We start from the raw sequence: 16,605 nt of genomic DNA, 5'->3' as shown, positions 1-16,605 counted from the left end.
ATTCTAAAAATGAAATTAATTAAGTGCACTCAGAATCCAGTTTTAAGCCCAAACCCTAATAATTATTGGGAAAATCTTGTTGTTTGTAATCCGGGAGTTTGGTACGAAAACGGAACTTTTTATATGCTTTACCGAGCGGCGGGAGACGATGTTGATCATTTTATTCGTGTCGGACTGGCAACAAGTACGGACGGAATTAACTTTAAAAGAGAATCAGACGAACCAGTTTTTGGGCCAAGCAGCAACGGTCCGGATATGGGCGGGGTTGAAGATCCGAGAATCATTAAATTCGGAAGTGAATATTATGTTACGTATGCTTACAGACCTTATCCTCCCGGACGTTACTGGACCTTTCCACACGACGTAATTAATCTTCCTGAAACGGGCGAAGATGCACCTGCGGTTTTCAAACATAACATTGCAAATTCTGGTTTGGCGGTAACTTCAGATTTTAAGAATTTCAGAAGATTAGGTCGAATTACGACTTCTAATTTAGATGACAGAGATGTGATTTTATTCCCTGAAAAAATCAACGGAAAATATGCGATGTTACACCGTCCAAAACAATGGATAGGAGTAGAATATGGCTGTGATTATCCATCAATCTGGCTTCGTTATTCGGATGATTTAATGGTTTGGGAAGAAAAAAGTATTCTTTTATTAAGTGGAAGAAACGGAACTTGGGAAGAAAAAATCGGAGGAAGCACACCGCCTTTACGTACAAAAGACGGTTGGTTATTAATTTACCACGGAGTTGAAAATGGCGGAAATGGCTATTACAGAGTCGGGGTAGCTTTATTAGATTTAGAAGATCCGTCAAAAGTAACGGCAAGGCTTGAAGACTGGATTATGGAACCGGAACACGATTACGAAATTGAAGGTTTCTACAAAGGATGCGTTTTTCCTACAGGAAATATGATTCTCGATAATATTTTATATGTTTATTACGGCGCTGCCGATAAATACGTTGGTCTGGCAACTTGTGATATCAACGAATTATTACAAACTTTAAAAGATTCCAAAAAATGAAAATTCAAAATAATATCCTGATGCTTTGCGCTTTAGTCAGTTTTTCGGTTCAAAGCCAAAGCAAAATTCCAGTTGTTACTATCAATCCAAATGAGATAATTTCGAGTGAATTTATAGGAAACGGAATTGAATTTTCTGCTTATCCGCACGCCGATACCGAAAGTTCTGAATGGGGGAATTTAATGACCGATGAAAAATGGCAAATGGTTTTTGACCGTGTTTCATTCATTAAACCTAAGATCGCCCGCGTTATGGATCAGGCCAATTGGAGATATCTGAAAGGTTTTGATGCTGCAAGAAATCCGATTGTTGATTTTGAAAGTGATCAGATGCAGGCGCTTTATAAACTTCTGGATTATTGTCAAAAGAATGATATAAAAGTTATTTTGGGTGAATGGGGACAGCCGTACAAATTTCACGATACGCATCTGAATCTTCAAAATAGTTTTACGGGAGCAAACGACCCAAAATGGATTGACCTGATCGTTAAAAATCTGACTCATTTACTGAATGTAAAAAAATACAGCTGTATTAAATATTACAATTTAGTAAATGAACCAAACGGCGACTGGGCAACTACAGACGGCGATTTCGAGCAATGGAAACAAGGAATCGAACTGCTTCATAAATCCATTCAAAAAGCGGGATTAGATAAAAAGATTTCGATTATTGGTCCCGATGCAACTTCATTCAATAACAGTAAATCACAATACAAGGGTTTAGATTGGGTAAAACAAACTGCTCTTCAGATTCCGGATTTGGTTTCGGCTTATGATGCGCACGATTATCCTTCTAAAGAAAGTATTCGTTCAGGAGAATTTCAAAAGACATTTGGTGATTTGGTTCGTTTTACCGATTCAGTTCATAAAAAGCCTTTTATTTTGGGCGAGCTAGGAATCAAAGGCGATCCTTCATCTCAAAAACATCTTGGAGATAAATATACAAGTGTTGATAGTCAGCTTTCGGTTTACGATTATGATTACGGAGTTGATATGGCCGATGCTTTGATTCAGGCTATGAATGCCGGTTTTGATGCTGTAATCGCTTGGGATTTAGATGATGCCATGCATACCAAAGATGATAAAGGCGATAAATATCAATTGAAGCGCTGGGGAATGTTTAATAGTTTAGGAAAAGAACTTACAGAAGATCCGTCAGATGAAAATTTGCGCCCTTGGTTTTATACCTGGTCGATTATGACGCGTTATTTTACCGGAGATATGAAACTCCTAAAACTAGATTCAAAAATAGATAAAGTTCGTTCTGTTGCCGGAATTACTAATTCTGGAGAAATTACAATCGCAATTGCGAACAACAGTGATAAAGAAGTTGATTTTATTATTGATACTAAAAAACTAAAAGTAAAATCAAAGCTGAATAAATATTTGTACAGCGAAAACAAACGTACTGTAGACCAAAACGGATTTCCTGTTCCTTCAGAGAAAATTGATGTAAAAGACAATTCTATCAAAGTTTCTATACCAGTCCAAAGCGTTATTCTTTACACTTCATACCAAAAATAAACATGTTAAATTTAAATATAATTGACTTAGTTGTCATCGTTTTATACATCATCTTTATTGTTTGGTGGGGTTTAAAAAATAGTAAATCAAGCGATTCAGATGCTTATTTTCTGGCAGGAAGAGATTTAAAATGGCCAATGGTTGGTTTGTCACTTTTTGCAGCGAGTATTTCAAGTTCAACTTTGATGGGAAATTCAGGCGAAGGATTTATAAACGGAATTGCCGTTTTTAATTACAACTGGATTTCGATTTTGGTAATGGTTTTCTTTGCGATCTTTTTTCTTCCGTTTTATATTAAATCAGGAATTTTCACAATGCCTGAATTTCTGGAAAGACGTTTTGATGTTAGATCAAGAACGTACTTTTCGTTTATAACTATTATCGGAAATATTTTCCTCGATGCGGCCGCAACTTTATACGCCGGAGCTTTAATTATCAATATGATTTTTCCAGGCGCCGATATGATGCTGATTATTATCGGAATGGCTGTTGTTGCCGGAAGTTACACGATTATTGGCGGACTTTCATCTGTTATTAATACCGAAGTTATTCAGGCGTTTATCCTGATAATTGGTTCGACTTTATTGGCCTTTTTTGCAATGGACAGCATTGGCGGTTGGGATGCATTTTATACACAATTTCATGACGGAATTTGGTTAAAACTTACAAGACCAATGGACGATCCGACGGTTCCATGGTTAGGAATGTGGGTCGGTATTCCTATTCTTGGATTTTATTTCTGGGGAAACAATCAGGTTATGGTACAAAGGGTTTTATCTGCAAAATCAATCGATCATGGTCGAAAGGGCGTCTTACTGGTTGGTTTTCTGTATTTGTTTACGCTTTTCATTTTTATTTTTCCCGGAGTAATTGCGCGTGGAATTAATTTGTTTGGAGTTGAAAATCTACCGCATGAAATCATCAGCGGAAGCGAATTAAAATCAAAATACGGTATTAATACCGATCAGGTTTATCCGAGATTAATTAGCAGAGTTCTTCCAATTGGCTTAATCGGGATTATTTTATCGGCTATGATTTCGGCTTTAACATCCGCATTAAGCGCAACTTTAAATTCAGTTTCTACTTTGTTTACAATGGATTTTTACAGCAAATTTGATAAAAATGCGTCAAGCGAAAAAAAGGTAAGAGTCGGAAAAATTACTGCGGTTGTCACTTTGATAATTGCCATTTTATGGGCGCCGTATATTGGTAAATTTGATTCGTTGATTGCTTATTATCAAGAGATATTATCTTATTTGGCACCGCCGGTAGTAGGAACATTTTTCCTCGGATTATTCTGGAAACGTTCTAATGCCATCGGAGCTTTCAGCGGTTTAATGTCGGGATTATTTATTGCAGTGATTATTATGAGTGCGAAGTATATTTTAGGTATTCAAATCGGGTTGCACTTTTTATTATTAGCTCCAATTATTCTGGTTTTAAGTATTCTGGTTAATGTTACTGTAAGTCTTTCTACAAGACCTCCTTCAACGGAAAAAGTGAAAGAGAACACTTGGACAAAAGCACTTTGGACGGAAGAAACAATTGCTTTAAAAGATGTGGTCTGGTATAAAAACTTTCGTGTTCAGGCACTTCTTTTGGTTATTGCATGTTTCGTGATGTATGCTGTATTTTTCTAATTGCTGTGTTTTTTTAAACACATAGGGACATAGATTTACAGAACTGGAAATGGCATTTCACAGTTCTAAAATTCACATACTATTTATGTGTTGGAAACTAGTTTCTTTTCATACTCTTTTTCTGCATTAAAAAAGTCTATGTTTCTATGTGTTTAAAAACACAGCCAACAAAAAGATATTTATGAAAAAACTTCAAATTTTAGCGCTTCTTCTAATCATTTCCGGATTAGGAGCAAGCGCTCAAACGACTGATGCTGTAATCGAAAAGAAGATAGAAACACTTTTGAAGAAAATGACTTTAAAAGAAAAAATCGGTCAGATGAATCAGCTTTCTGCAGATGATATGGAAACCAATTATAAAGTCATTAAGAAGGGAATGGCAGGTTCGGTTTTGAGTATTACAAATCCTGAAATTGCCAATAAAGCACAGAAAATTGCTCTAGAACAAACCAGATTAGGAATTCCGCTTATTATTGGGCGTGACGTTATTCATGGTTTTAAAACCATATTTCCGATTCCGCTGGCGCAAGCAGCAAGTTTTAATCCTGATTTAGCTGAAAAAGCGGCTCGTATTGCTGCGATTGAAGCATCAGAAACCGGAATTCGCTGGACATTTGCACCAATGATCGATATTGCCCGCGATCCGCGTTGGGGGAGAATTGCCGAAAGCTGTGGAGAAGATCCTTATTTAACTTCAGTTATGGGAGCTGCAATGGTAAGAGGTTTTCAGGGAAAAGATTTATCAGATCCGACTTCTATTGCTGCTTGCGCTAAACATTTTGCAGGTTACGGTGCTGCGGAAGGAGGAAGAGATTACAATACAACGAATATTACTGAAAGACAGTTTAGAAACCTCTATTTAAAATCTTTTGAAGAAGCGGTTAAAAAAGCAGATCTAGCGACAATTATGACGGCTTTTAATGCTAATGACGGAATTCCTTCTTCTGGAAATGAATTTCTGCTAAAGCAAGTTCTTCGAAACCAATGGAATTTTAAAGGTTTTGTAGTTTCGGACTGGGCTTCGATTACTGAAATGGTCGATCACGGATTTTGTTCTGATACAAAAGAAGCTGCTCAAAAAGCTATAAACGCTGGAGTTGATATGGAAATGGTCAGCGGTACTTATGTGGCTTATGCGGAATCTCTTTTGAAGGAAAAGAAAATAAGTATGGAAAGTATCAATAATTCTGTTCGAAATATATTGAGAATAAAATTCAAATTAGGCTTGTTTGAAAATCCATATGTTAAAGGAAATCTCAATGAAGTTTTTTATAAAAAAGAACATTTAGAAATTGCTGAAAAAGCCGCTGAAGAATCTATAGTTTTATTAAAAAATGAAAATAATATTCTGCCTTTAAAAAAGCCGAAAACAATTGCCGTTTTTGGTCCTTTAGCCGATGCGCCACATGATCAATTAGGAACTTGGGTTTTTGACGGAGATAAAAGCCACACAATCACACCGCTTAAGGCTTTAAAAGAAAAATATGGAGAAGAGATTAAAATTCTTTACGAGCCAATTTTAAAATATTCCAGAGATATCGATTCTACTCAATTTGGAAAAGCCAGAGAAATGGCAAAACAGGCAGATGTTGTTTTATTATTTCTGGGAGAAGAATCGATTCTTTCCGGAGAAGCGCATAGTCTTTCGAACCTGAATCTTCAAGGCAATCAATCGAAGCTTTTAGAAATTTTAAATGAAACTAAAAAGCCGATTGTAACAGTTTTCGTTGCAGGAAGACCTTTAACAATTGAAAAAGAAGTCAAAGAATCTAATGCAGTTTTATACGCTTGGCATCCGGGAACGATGGGCGGTCCGGCAATGGTTAATTTATTATTTGGAAAGGCAAATCCGTCTGGGAAATTACCGATTACTTTTCCTAAAAATGTGGGACAAATCCCGATGTATTACAATCATTTAAATACAGGACGTCCGGCAAATGGAAACGAAATCAATTTGGATAATATTCCTGTTGAAGCTTCTCAGACTTCGTTAGGAAATAAATCCTATTATTTAGACAACGGAACAGAACCTTTGTTTCCTTTTGGTTTTGGGCTTTCTTATACGCAATTTGAATATGGGAAAATTTCGCTTTCGAAAACTCTTCTCAATCCAAAAGAAACACTTGAAATTTCGTTTACTTTAAAAAACAATGGAAAATACAAAGGAACCGAAGTTGTGCAGTTGTATGTGAGAGATATTTCGGCTTCGATTGCTTTACCAGTTAAAGAATTAAAAGGTTTTAAAAGAATTGAATTAGAATCGGGAGAAAGTAAAAAGATAACATTCGAATTAAAAATGGAAGACCTTGCTTTTTACGGAATAGATATGAAGAAAAAAGTAGAGCCAGGAAAGTTTGATTTGTGGATTGGCGGATGCAGTTCTAAAGGAGAAAAAGTTTCATTTGAAGTACAATAAATTATGAAAAAGCTATTATATCTGCTAATTGTATTATTTCAGTGTACAGTGCAGTCGCAGGATTTTATTAAAGTAGAAAACGGACATTTTCTAAAAGCCGGAAAACCATATAAATATTTAGGTACCAACTTTTGGTACGGAATGAATCTGGCTGTTTCCAACAAAGAAAGATTAATTCGTGAATTAGATCGCTTAGAAAATCTGGGCGTAATTAATCTTAGAATTATTGCCGGTTCTGAAGGAAATTCCAAAATACCGTGGACCGTGCAGCCAACCATGCAGAAAGAACCCGGAATTTATAATGAAGAACTTTGGCTCGGACTTGATTTTCTTTTAAATGAAATGAAAAAGAGGAATATGAGGGCTGTAGTTTGTCTTAATAATTTCTGGCCATGGTCTGGTGGTTTTGCGCAATATATTTCCTGGACAAAGAAAAATGAATCTATTCCGTATCCGCCGCCAGCAGAAAATGGTAACTGGAGAACTTATCAGCACTATTCAGCGCAATTTTATAGTAATGAAAAGGCTAAGAAATGGTTTTTAAATCATATCAAAAAAGTAATTAGCCGCGAAAACTCAATCAATAAAATATCATATAAAAATGATCCGACGATTATGGCGTGGCAATTGGCCAATGAACCTGAAGGAAGTAACAATGTCGAACATTATAGAAATTGGATTCATGAAACGGCTAAGTTTATTAAAAGCTTAGATTCAAATCATCTGGTTTCCATTGGTTCAGAAGGGAATACACCATCACCATCGAACGGAACCAATTTTGAAATCGATCATCAGAGTAAATATATTGACTATTGTACTTTTCATCTTTGGGTTCAAAACTGGGGCTGGTTTGATCCGCTTAAAGCGAAAGAAACGTATCCAGAAGCATTAGAGAAAGCAACAAATTATATTGATGAACATGTAAAGATTGCTCAGAAACTCAATAAACCAATCGTTCTTGAAGAATTCGGGATTTCGAGAGACGAGAACAGTTACGAAGCTAATTCATCAATAAAAATCAGAGATGATTATTATGCATTTATTTTCGATATGATCTATAAATTAAGCAAAACAACTCCACAAGTTTCCGGTGTAAATTTCTGGGCTTGGGGAGGCGAGGGCAGACCTTCACAACCGATGTCAGTCTGGAAAACCGGAGACGATTTAATTGGCGATCCTCCTCATGAATTTCAAGGATGGTATTCGGTTTATGATACTGATAAAGAAACGCAAGATATAATAAGTGAATTTGCCTTAAAACTAAACAAAGGAAATCTGTAGGGTCTATTATTAGATTCTTTCAATTCATTTTCGACATACATTCGCTATGAAAAAAAACTATTCAATAAAAGATATAGCGGCAGAATTAAATATATCAGTTACTACAGTTTCGTTTGTCTTAAATGGAAAAGCAATTGAAAAACATATTTCCAGAGAAACTGCACAAAAAGTTACTGATTACGCAAAAAGGATTAACTATAGAGCAAATGAGATTGCACGATGTCTTCGTACAGGAAAGTCACAGATTTTAGTATTTATAGTCAAAGACTTTTCAGATGCATTCTTTTCTAAATTTGCTGCAATTTTTGAGGATCTTGCCTATCAGAATGGATATAAAGTTATTTTTTGTTGCAATAGCAATAAAGATGATAAAATGGCCGAATTGATAGACTTTTATAAACTTTTGTATGTTGACGGATTTATAGTAGCAACTTCTATCGAAATGAAACAAAAAGTTCAGAATTTGTTTAAGGAAGATGAAAAATTAATTTTATTAGATATTGATGAGCTTAATGAAGATTCTCCTTTGTTTAAAATTGCTGAAGCTATGATAGGATCAGTTTTGAAACTTACAATTGTATAAATATTAAGAAATTTTTGACTTTATATATGTACAAACTAAAAGCTGAATGAGTTAAAATTTTATTGAGCTTTTGGTTATAATTTTCTATTGAGCGCTGAAATGGATTTTTTACCAATTTTGGACCATTAAGTCTGTAGTAGCGGGAACGGGACTCGAACCATGTATTTGTACGTTTTTGAAAAAATCTTTATGATCGCTCCGCCATTCGAACCTGCTTTTGTCTGGTGCTGTCAATGCAGGAATTTTACTTTTGTCTTCAACTGTGTGCCACGATTCTGCCACAAAAATAAAATGCATGATATGCGGTTAAATTCGCCTTAGATTTTTTTAAAAAATGAAGTCCATTAAAGTACTGCAAATTACAGATTAAATTTGGAATATCTGAATTGTCGTGACTCTGTCATGACAATTTAGATGATAAGAACCACTGTGCAATTCATTATTTATACATTTCTTTTCTTTAAAATTCTATTTCAAAATAATTGAGCACCGATTTATAATTATCCTGTGCAGTCAGGCAGGTGTCCATTAAATATTCTTTTATGCTGTTCCATTCCTGTAAACCTCTATAATAAAACAGCTTCAGCTGTTCATCAATTATAAAAGGGACAATATTGTTTGCAAGACATTCTTTAAAGATAATCAGTCGGCCCACACGGCCATTACCGTCCTGAAAGGGATGAAGTATTTCGAAATTATAATGAAAATCGATAATGTCCTCTATCGTTTTATTTTTAATACTGTGGTAATCTTTAAGCATTTCTTTCATCTTGGATGAAACAAGTTTCGGAGGACAGGTTCCGTTTCCTCCGACTTCATTTGGAAGCTTTTTGTATTCTCCTACATTAAACCAGCTTTTCCCGCTATCAGAAGTTCCGGACTTTAGTAAAAAATGGAGTTCTTTAATAATGGATTCAGTGAGTTTTGCATTTGCCTTATCGATTATAAAATCAATGCATCTAAAGTGATTAGCCGTTTCAATTATATCGTCCACATTAATGCTTTCTTCAGATATGCCGACTGTATTGGTCTCGAAAATATAGCGAGTCTGATCATGGGTCAGTCTGCTTCCTTCAATTTTGTTGGAGTTATAAGTCAAATCGATCTGGGTTCGATGATAGATCCCCCCTTTTAGTTTCATTTCCTTCTGTTCCTTTAGAATGTCCAGCAGGAAGTGTTTATTTAATTTTTTGTTATTTTCTTTTTGGGCAATAACGGCATCACTAGGAATATTCCATGTCTTGCCAGTTAGGAAAGCGCCTTTTAATCTGCCCGATGCGCAATAGTTGCGGATTGTTCTTTCGGAAAGCTCCACTTTTTTCGCAAATTCAGCTGTTGAAATATATTTCATTTTAAACAAGTTCCGTTATCGGCAAATATAATGTTATTTTTTAACTTTTTTCTTGATTTTTTTTGCCGATAAATATACCGGACAATTTGTTTCTATAAATACTATGCAATAGCCTTTTTAGAGATCAATTGTGCAAATTGGACTTTATAAAAGAAATTGTGTCGACAATGTCGACACAATCTAAAACTACAAAGAAATTAAATTGTGTGCACTGTGCGGACACATAACTATTCTAACCTAAATTCGGAAAAACTTGATTTTGGTGAGGTTTTACTTTCTTAAAAAGCAATGTGCCACGATTTTGCCATACTAATTCTGACTTTACGGAGGTATCGTAATGTGCTGGTTTTAATGCGGAAGGATACTTGTGGTGTCCTAATTAAATTCAATATCTTATTTTCTGGGTATAGCCGTATAGCAGCTCAATAAATATTTAAAGCTCAAGAAAGTTTTGCACTGCCGTTTGTATGTCCTGACGTATTAAACTGAGCGAATATTGTTTGGTGAGGAAGGCTGCAGCGTGGTTTTCTTGAGCAAACTTTTTATCCGCTTCACTCGAGGAAGTGGAATAGATGATAACCGGGATATCCTTAAAGTTGGGATCCGCTTTAATCTGCTGAAGGAATGCCCTGCCGTCCATGATGGGCATGTTAAGATCCAGAAAGATAAGGTCAGGTTCTGCAAAGGAGCCGGATCTCAATTTCTCAAAAGCGGCGGCGCCGTTCTCGGCCTGCTGATACAAAACAGAAGGATGTTCTGCCGCTAAAGATTCTTCGAAAATTTCGCGGTCATCAGGATCATCATCAATTAAAAAAACGGTCTTCATAAAATGGGGTAAAGCGAATGTAAATATACAATTTTTCGCGATAATTTTAATCTTCCCCTTTTTTTGCCTGTGATTTTGGCAGTATCATTGCAAAAGTGCTCCCTATGCCTTCTTCTGAGACGGCGCTGATGGTCCCGCCGTGGTTCTGGAGTATTTTCCGGCACATGGCAAGCCCGATCCCCGTGCCTGCAAACTGGCCATTTCCATGCAGGCGCTGGAAGATATTGAATATCTGTTCGGAATGCTGTTGGGAGAACCCGATGCCGTTGTCGCTGATTTCTATTTTAAGATAATCTTGATCCGGCCCCTCAGACAGATTGTTCTTGTCAGATTCGGAAAGGGGCTTTAGCCTGATGGAGATCAGTGGGGGGATATCTGGCCTGCTGTATTTCAGTGCATTGGACATCAGGTTGCCGAAGAGCTGTGCCATCTGCAGGGGAATGGCTTCTATTTCAGGGAGCACATCGCTCTGGATCACAGCATTTTTCTGCTCGATGACCAAGTCAAAATCCGCCAGGGTCTCCAGGATGACGGTGTTCAGGTCCACAGGCTCAAAATTCTTTTCCGCCTGGGAGAGTCTGGAGAACTGCAGCACGTCTTTTATCAGGTTTTCCATTCTCTTGGCCGAGCCGGTTATCTTGCCAAGGTAGAGGTCGGCTTTTTCAGGATTTTTATGCAGGTTGTTTTGCAGCATGTCGGCAAACACGCTGATTTTCCGTACCGGCTCCTGCAGGTCATGCGATGCGATATAGGCAAACTGGGAAAGCTCGCGGTTGCGCGCTTCCAGTTCGGCATTTGCCGCATTGAGCTCTGAAGTCCTTTCGGAGACCTTGAACTGGAGCTCGTGCTGGAGTTCGCGCTCTTTGGTCACATCCTGGGCTGTTCCGCTGATTCCCTCAGGGGTTCCGTCCTTGGAGTACAGCACCTGCGCATTGGCATGTATGATGCGCTTTTGGCCTGTAACCTTGTTGGTAATGGGAAATTCGTAATCATAGGAATCTTGGGCGTCAGAAGTGAAGGCCTCTTTAAATGCTTCCATTACTTTTTCCCTGTAAGGGTCTTCGATACGCTCCATAAATATGCCGCTGCTGCCGTGGTTATCGGCCAGTCCAAGCCACTCTTTGAAACGGTCCGAACAGGTAATGCTGCCGTCGGCCGCACTCAGGCCCCAAGTGGCCAGTTCGGCCAGTTCGATTGCCCCGGCGAGCGCCTGTCTGGTCTCTTCGAGTTTTTTGGAGGCGGTGACCTGCTGTGTCACATCAACGGCTATGTCCATGATGCCGTAGATCTCGCCTTTGGAATTGCGGATGGGCGTATAGGTGAATTCAAAGTAATAGGTGCTTAGTTTTCCATCGACCTGCAAATCTGCCGGCATAGCGCGCCCATAGTAGGTTTCCCCGGTGCGGTAGATGTTTTCCAGTATGCCGATAAACGGCTGGCCTTCGAGTTCGGGAACCGCATCGATGAACGGTTTTCCAATTACGTTGCGGTCTTTTCCCCAATAGCCGATCATGATGTCATTGGCAATTTCAATTTTCAGATCGTCACCGGTGAAAAGGCAGATCCCGACCGGGGACTGCTCTACCATTGAGGTTACCTTATGCTGGCTTTCGGTGACCGCCTGCCTGCCTGAGATGATTTCATCCATGTCCATGCAGAACCCTGCATAGCCTGCATATCGGCCTTCGGCATCGTAGAAGGGATCGCCCGCGGCCCTGCACCACATGGTTTCCCCCGTATGCTTTCTTGCCCTGAAAAGCGTGTCAAAGTGCCTTTTTGAGGCAATGGCATCCAGATAGGCATCTTTAGCCCTGTGGTAGTCTTCGGGCGCGATGGCATAGGTCCAGTTCCCTTTTAGCAGCTCCTGGTAGGGCATTCCGGTAAATTCGATCAGCGTCTTATTGAAATAGGTCATCCGACCATCCTTATCTGAGAGCCATAAGCCTGTAGGGGAGCTGTCGGTCACATTGCGGAACAGCGCATCTGCCTCGCGCTTGCTGATTTGAAGCTGCTCTTCGGCCTGCAGCAGTGCCAGACGGCTGTTGTCCTGCTCGGTGATGTCGGCAACGGTTCCCGAGAATGCAGAACCGTTTCGATGCGAATCAAACATCCTTGAGGCAGATATTGCAATCCTATGGATGCTTCCGTCCTCCCAGATCACGCGGGGCGTATAATGGAAAGTGCCGCTTTTGATACCTTCTTTAAGAGCCTGAACCCTGAGCTCCAGGTCTTCGGGATGGATGTATTTTGAGAGCTGTTCTATGGTGAGCTCTGCCTGGACTTTTCCGGTCATGAGCCTGGTTAGCTCAGCAGTGTAGTCGATGGTGCCCTGGGAGTAGTCCACGTTGAAAATTCCCAGCCCCATGCTTTTGATGGCAATATCGGTAAGCTGGCGTGATTTGTAGAGTTCTTCGGCCGCTTTTTTCTGGGCTGTGATGTCCTGCACCGTGCCGTTAAAGCGATACGCGATATTGTCCTTGTCAAACCACGCCTTTCCCAAGGCATGAACCGTTCGGATATCTTTAGATTTAGAATCTATGATATCGTACTCAATGTCGTAGCGCCCGCCAGAACTGTAATCCAGTGTCCTGTTTATGGAATCCGCCACACGCTCCCTGTCATAGGCCGCTATGGATTCCAGCGCATGGACCAAGAGCACTTCATCCTGCGCCTGCAGGCCAAACCAGTCCTTAAGCCTTGGGTTTGCAGAGAATCTCTGGGTCTTTGGGTCCAGGTCGAAAGTGCCGAACTCTGCGGCATTGATCGCAAATTCAAGCTCTTCCTTACTCTGGTTTATTTTCTGCCTGTGAAGCACTTTGTCTGTAGTCTCAGTGGCAATGACCAGTACGCCTTTGATCTGCCTGCTGTCATCGCGCACAGGGGAATAGCTGAAAGTCCAGTAGCAGTCTTTAAGGATTCCGTCCCTTTCAATGGGCATCAAAAGGTCATCGTACCATACGCTTTCCCCTTGGTCTAGAACCCTTGCTATCAGTGGCTGTATAAAGTCCCAGCATTCGTGCCAGTAATCGGCCGCTTTTCCTCCCATTGCATGGGGGTGCTTGGCAGTTCCCATTATGCCGAAATAGGAGTCGTTATAAAACTGGGTGAGCTCTTCCCCCCACCACAAAAACATCGGGAACTTGCAAGAGAGAAGGGTGGATAGCGTATTTTTCAGATTCTCGGGCCACTTCTCAGGAGTGCCGAGAATGTGCGCGCCCCAGTCGATACTCTGGATGATTCTGGCAGCTTCACCTCCATTGTGAAGGAAATAATAGTCGGAATTGTAAAGGTCTGGTTTCAAAGGTTTGTTTTCAGGTTGCCAGCCGCATATATTGGCGCGGCATATTTAGGTAAATATAGCCAATTAAATGTAAAGAGCCCGTTTTTAGGCTTGGTAATGCTGCGGGCATTTTTTTCTCACATCAGAAATGTGCCGGGATCCGAGGCGGTTTCTTCCTGCTGCTGCTGCTCGCTTTGCTCTTCTTGTTCATCAGGGCTGCCTTCACCGGTTTGTAAACGGGCGCCCACCAGCAGGGTATTAAAACGGCTTTTTGCTTTTGCCAGTGCCGATATGCCTGTACCCAGGCAGTGGTGGTACTGCAGCAGGAGCTGCTCTTCATAGCATGCGGCGGCACCGTCTTGGGGGACGCTGTGATAGCAGTTTTCTGGAGTCATAAGCTGATATTGGATTGATTAAGCGCCGCTTCCTTTTTTACAGGCCGCGGCAGGGTAAATGTAAAGCTTTTGGGTTGGGTGCCTTTTATATAATTTTTGCGGGGAATTGTTAAATTCTCATTTGCCGCTTTTCAATTTTAACAGGGGCACCTATTCCAGATAGGGTTTAAAATTATAAATTTGATGCTCTATTTACGGATGTTCAATATCAAATATTTCACAATGGAAAAAGAGATACAGCTAAAGGTGAGAAAAGATCTGGATGCCCGAGAGCAGCATACTATCCTCAAACTCAAAGGCAGCCTGATCTCAAAAGGCTATACGGAGATTATCCATATCCTGGACCAGGACGAGCAGTTCCATATCAATACTTTTGAAACAGATGGAGATAAAAGCGGTGAAGCCCTGGAGTATATTGCCGCGTTCATCGAGCAGGAAAACCTTTCGGGGGCAATCAGCATCAAATAATTAATCAGCCCTTTTAAATCCACAGCCCGCCAGCCGTCAGGCTGGCGGGCTTTCGAGCCTTAAAATGCGGCCATAAAAAAAAGCCGATTCAATTATCGGCTTCTGCTTTTACGTTTCTTTTTTTCATGCGCTGTTTTATCTGATACAGGTTTTGGGAAAGCAGGCGCAGTATCTGCTTGTGGTGATTTGAAGGCCTGTTCTTCAAGCCCCTGCATTGCAGCACTTCCATGCGGCTCAGGGATAGTTCGATGGTTTCCACTGATTTATCGGCAATTTTTGCCGATAGGATAAGCGAATCTTTTTTGCCATAATATTCATTGGTGAATACGCAGTGCCCCAAGTCATCGCCCTCGCGCATAAAATCCTTGACGTTTTCAATCACCGAAATGTTCAGTTCCCTGTCCTGAAATGACAGTCCGAAAAAGCGTTTTTTATCGCTTGCGTACCTGCTCTGCGCTTTTTCGATTTCAAGGCGCAGGTCTTGGAGTTTTTTCTTTCGTAAAAGCCCGCGCTTTTTATGCACCAATCGGTCATGCGCTCCGCTGAGGTTTTCAGGGCATACGTAAAGGGGACTGCAGAGGTCTTTTTTGAAATGCCGAAGCAATTCGAGATAATCCTCCCAAATCTGCACATCAGCGATTTTGTAGCTGTTCCTGATGGCGGTCTTGACTGCCTGCCAGTTTCGTCGGATGCCCTGTCCTGAAACACGCAGATAATGCTGCAGAAGCTTTATCTGACGTGCTTTTAAAAGGGTTTCGGCAATGGGGTCGGATAAAAGCGATGCAAAGAGCAGGTGGGGCGCTATATCATGCACCGAAGATTTAAAGCCGTTGCGTTTCAAAATGGGCAGCACTTTGATCTGCGGAAAGACCTTGTAGGGATTGATGAAGCACTTGGCATTGCGGACAAAATCCTTTGGCCTTATTTCAAGGGGGGAATAAAATTTCCACGCATCGCAGGCCTGTGAAAACGCATTGGTGCTGCGCGAGAGCGTGCGCACTTCCCCTGCGGGGCTTATCCAATGCTGCATGACCTCATGGTGGAAATGGGTCGGTGCGAAATTCTTTTTCATGCGCTTATAGGCTATGGCCATGCGCACCACCTGAAACCCTGCAAAGCGCTGCACCACGGCAAAGTATTCGGTTTCCTTGAAATGCACCTGATTGCAGGGCATCATTTTAAGCCTGCCTTTGCAGGCAGGACAGGCGGTAAATTTGGCGCAGGAGCTTTGGCAGGAGGGTTTCCATACATGGGTGCAGTCCAAGCAGTAGAATTTGGAACGTGATAGCACGCCCCATTTCAGGAAGATATTTTTTTCTGCCCAAACAAAAACCTCAGGATTTATGGGCGAAAGCGTTGCGCTTAAGGCGGCAAGCTGTTTTTCTATTTGTGTTTTGGGTGTCATAGGTCAAAGAGTGTCAGGGCGGTCTGCGCCGCAGGTTTTACATCTTTCTTTACGGGGATAACAGTCTGGGTTTGGATTTTCGCGGCAGGAATTTCAGGCTGCGAGAAAAGGTCGGCAGCGGCGGGTGTCTGCACCACGGCTTTATAGGCTACAGGGGCAGGCGTTGGGATGGAATCATCGGTGTAGTACTTTACTGCCATGTCAAAGATTTCCTGATTGTCAAAGTAGCACAAGCCTGTTTTTTTGACCTGCCCGCCTATGTAGTGCAGACAGGATTCGAAGTTCTTGGAAGCTTTGGCGTAATGGGGCGCAAAGGCGCTGTCGCCCTGCGCCAGACTGTTCAGATAATTTTCTATGGCTTTTCTAAAATTTTCAGAAGCTTTCATAAGAGTGGATTTAAGATTGAAA

13 protein-coding genes are annotated in these 16,605 nt (G+C 40.6%); 7 read left to right on the top strand and 6 right to left on the bottom strand.

Annotation, left to right across the window (positions count from 1 at the left end; all coding sequences use genetic code 11):
• Positions 1-9 precede the first annotated feature (9 nt).
• From Q9Q97_RS12235 to Q9Q97_RS12210, 6 genes are all read left to right on the top strand, one after another.
• Positions 10-1,029, top strand: a complete 1,020-nt coding sequence (locus Q9Q97_RS12235; RefSeq protein ID WP_306157364.1) for a glycosidase — start codon at positions 10-12, stop codon at positions 1,027-1,029.
• Positions 1,026-2,552 carry a cellulase family glycosylhydrolase gene (locus Q9Q97_RS12230; RefSeq protein ID WP_306157361.1) on the top strand — a complete coding sequence of 509 codons (1,527 nt, stop codon included), beginning with the start codon at positions 1,026-1,028 and terminating at the stop codon, positions 2,550-2,552. Before Q9Q97_RS12235 ends, Q9Q97_RS12230 begins: the two co-directional genes overlap by 4 nt.
• Before the next feature lie 2 nt (positions 2,553-2,554).
• The gene (locus tag Q9Q97_RS12225) at positions 2,555-4,192 is read left to right on the top strand and encodes a sodium:solute symporter (protein ID WP_306157359.1); all 1,638 of its coding nucleotides are present in this window, start codon (positions 2,555-2,557) and stop codon (positions 4,190-4,192) included.
• A 181-nt stretch (positions 4,193-4,373) separates the two neighbouring features.
• On the top strand, positions 4,374-6,608 hold the full coding sequence (gene bglX / locus Q9Q97_RS12220) for a beta-glucosidase BglX (protein ID WP_306157357.1): 2,235 nt from the start codon (positions 4,374-4,376) through the stop codon (positions 6,606-6,608).
• A gap of 3 nt (positions 6,609-6,611) precedes the next feature.
• Entirely contained in the window at positions 6,612-7,889 is a 1,278-nt protein-coding gene (locus tag Q9Q97_RS12215; protein WP_306157355.1) for a glycoside hydrolase family 2 TIM barrel-domain containing protein, read from the top strand.
• 46 nt (positions 7,890-7,935) lie between these two features.
• On the top strand, positions 7,936-8,472 hold the full coding sequence (locus tag Q9Q97_RS12210) for a LacI family DNA-binding transcriptional regulator (protein ID WP_306157353.1): 537 nt from the start codon (positions 7,936-7,938) through the stop codon (positions 8,470-8,472).
• Between the two features lie 460 nt (positions 8,473-8,932).
• On the opposite strand, the gene Q9Q97_RS12205 is transcribed toward Q9Q97_RS12210, so the two are convergent.
• From Q9Q97_RS12205 to Q9Q97_RS12190, 4 genes are all read right to left on the bottom strand, one after another.
• Positions 8,933-9,823, bottom strand: coding sequence for a DNA-binding protein (locus Q9Q97_RS12205; protein ID WP_306157351.1), 891 nt, complete (start codon positions 9,821-9,823; stop codon positions 8,933-8,935).
• A gap of 433 nt (positions 9,824-10,256) precedes the next feature.
• Entirely contained in the window at positions 10,257-10,649 is a 393-nt protein-coding gene (locus Q9Q97_RS12200; protein WP_306157349.1) for a response regulator, read from the bottom strand.
• Positions 10,650-10,695: 46 nt separating this feature from the next.
• Positions 10,696-13,950, bottom strand: a complete 3,255-nt coding sequence (locus Q9Q97_RS12195) for a PAS domain S-box protein (protein WP_306157347.1) — start codon at positions 13,948-13,950, stop codon at positions 10,696-10,698.
• Positions 13,951-14,066: 116 nt separating this feature from the next.
• The gene (locus Q9Q97_RS12190; protein WP_306157345.1) at positions 14,067-14,324 is read right to left on the bottom strand and encodes a hypothetical protein; all 258 of its coding nucleotides are present in this window, start codon (positions 14,322-14,324) and stop codon (positions 14,067-14,069) included.
• Between the two features lie 222 nt (positions 14,325-14,546).
• On the opposite strand from Q9Q97_RS12190, the gene Q9Q97_RS12185 reads away from it, so the two are divergent.
• Positions 14,547-14,792 (top strand): hypothetical protein, encoded by a 246-nt coding sequence (locus Q9Q97_RS12185; protein WP_125721217.1) that lies wholly within the window; start codon positions 14,547-14,549, stop codon positions 14,790-14,792.
• An 88-nt stretch (positions 14,793-14,880) separates the two neighbouring features.
• Here the strand turns inward: Q9Q97_RS12185 and Q9Q97_RS12180 are convergent, their stop codons facing one another.
• Positions 14,881-16,197, bottom strand: coding sequence for a PcfJ domain-containing protein (locus Q9Q97_RS12180; RefSeq protein ID WP_306157343.1), 1,317 nt, complete (start codon positions 16,195-16,197; stop codon positions 14,881-14,883).
• Entirely contained in the window at positions 16,194-16,583 is a 390-nt protein-coding gene (locus Q9Q97_RS12175) for a Cas9 inhibitor AcrIIA9 family protein (protein ID WP_306157341.1), read from the bottom strand. Before Q9Q97_RS12175 ends, Q9Q97_RS12180 begins: the two co-directional genes overlap by 4 nt.
• Between the last annotated feature and the right edge of the window lie 22 nt (positions 16,584-16,605).

The sequence above is a fragment of the Flavobacterium sp. DG2-3 genome (assembly GCF_030730925.1).
Classification (GTDB): Bacteria; Bacteroidota; Bacteroidia; order Flavobacteriales; family Flavobacteriaceae; genus Flavobacterium.
The sequence above is the reverse complement of the archived record's forward strand: the minus strand, read 5'-3'. Positions and strand labels throughout refer to the sequence as shown.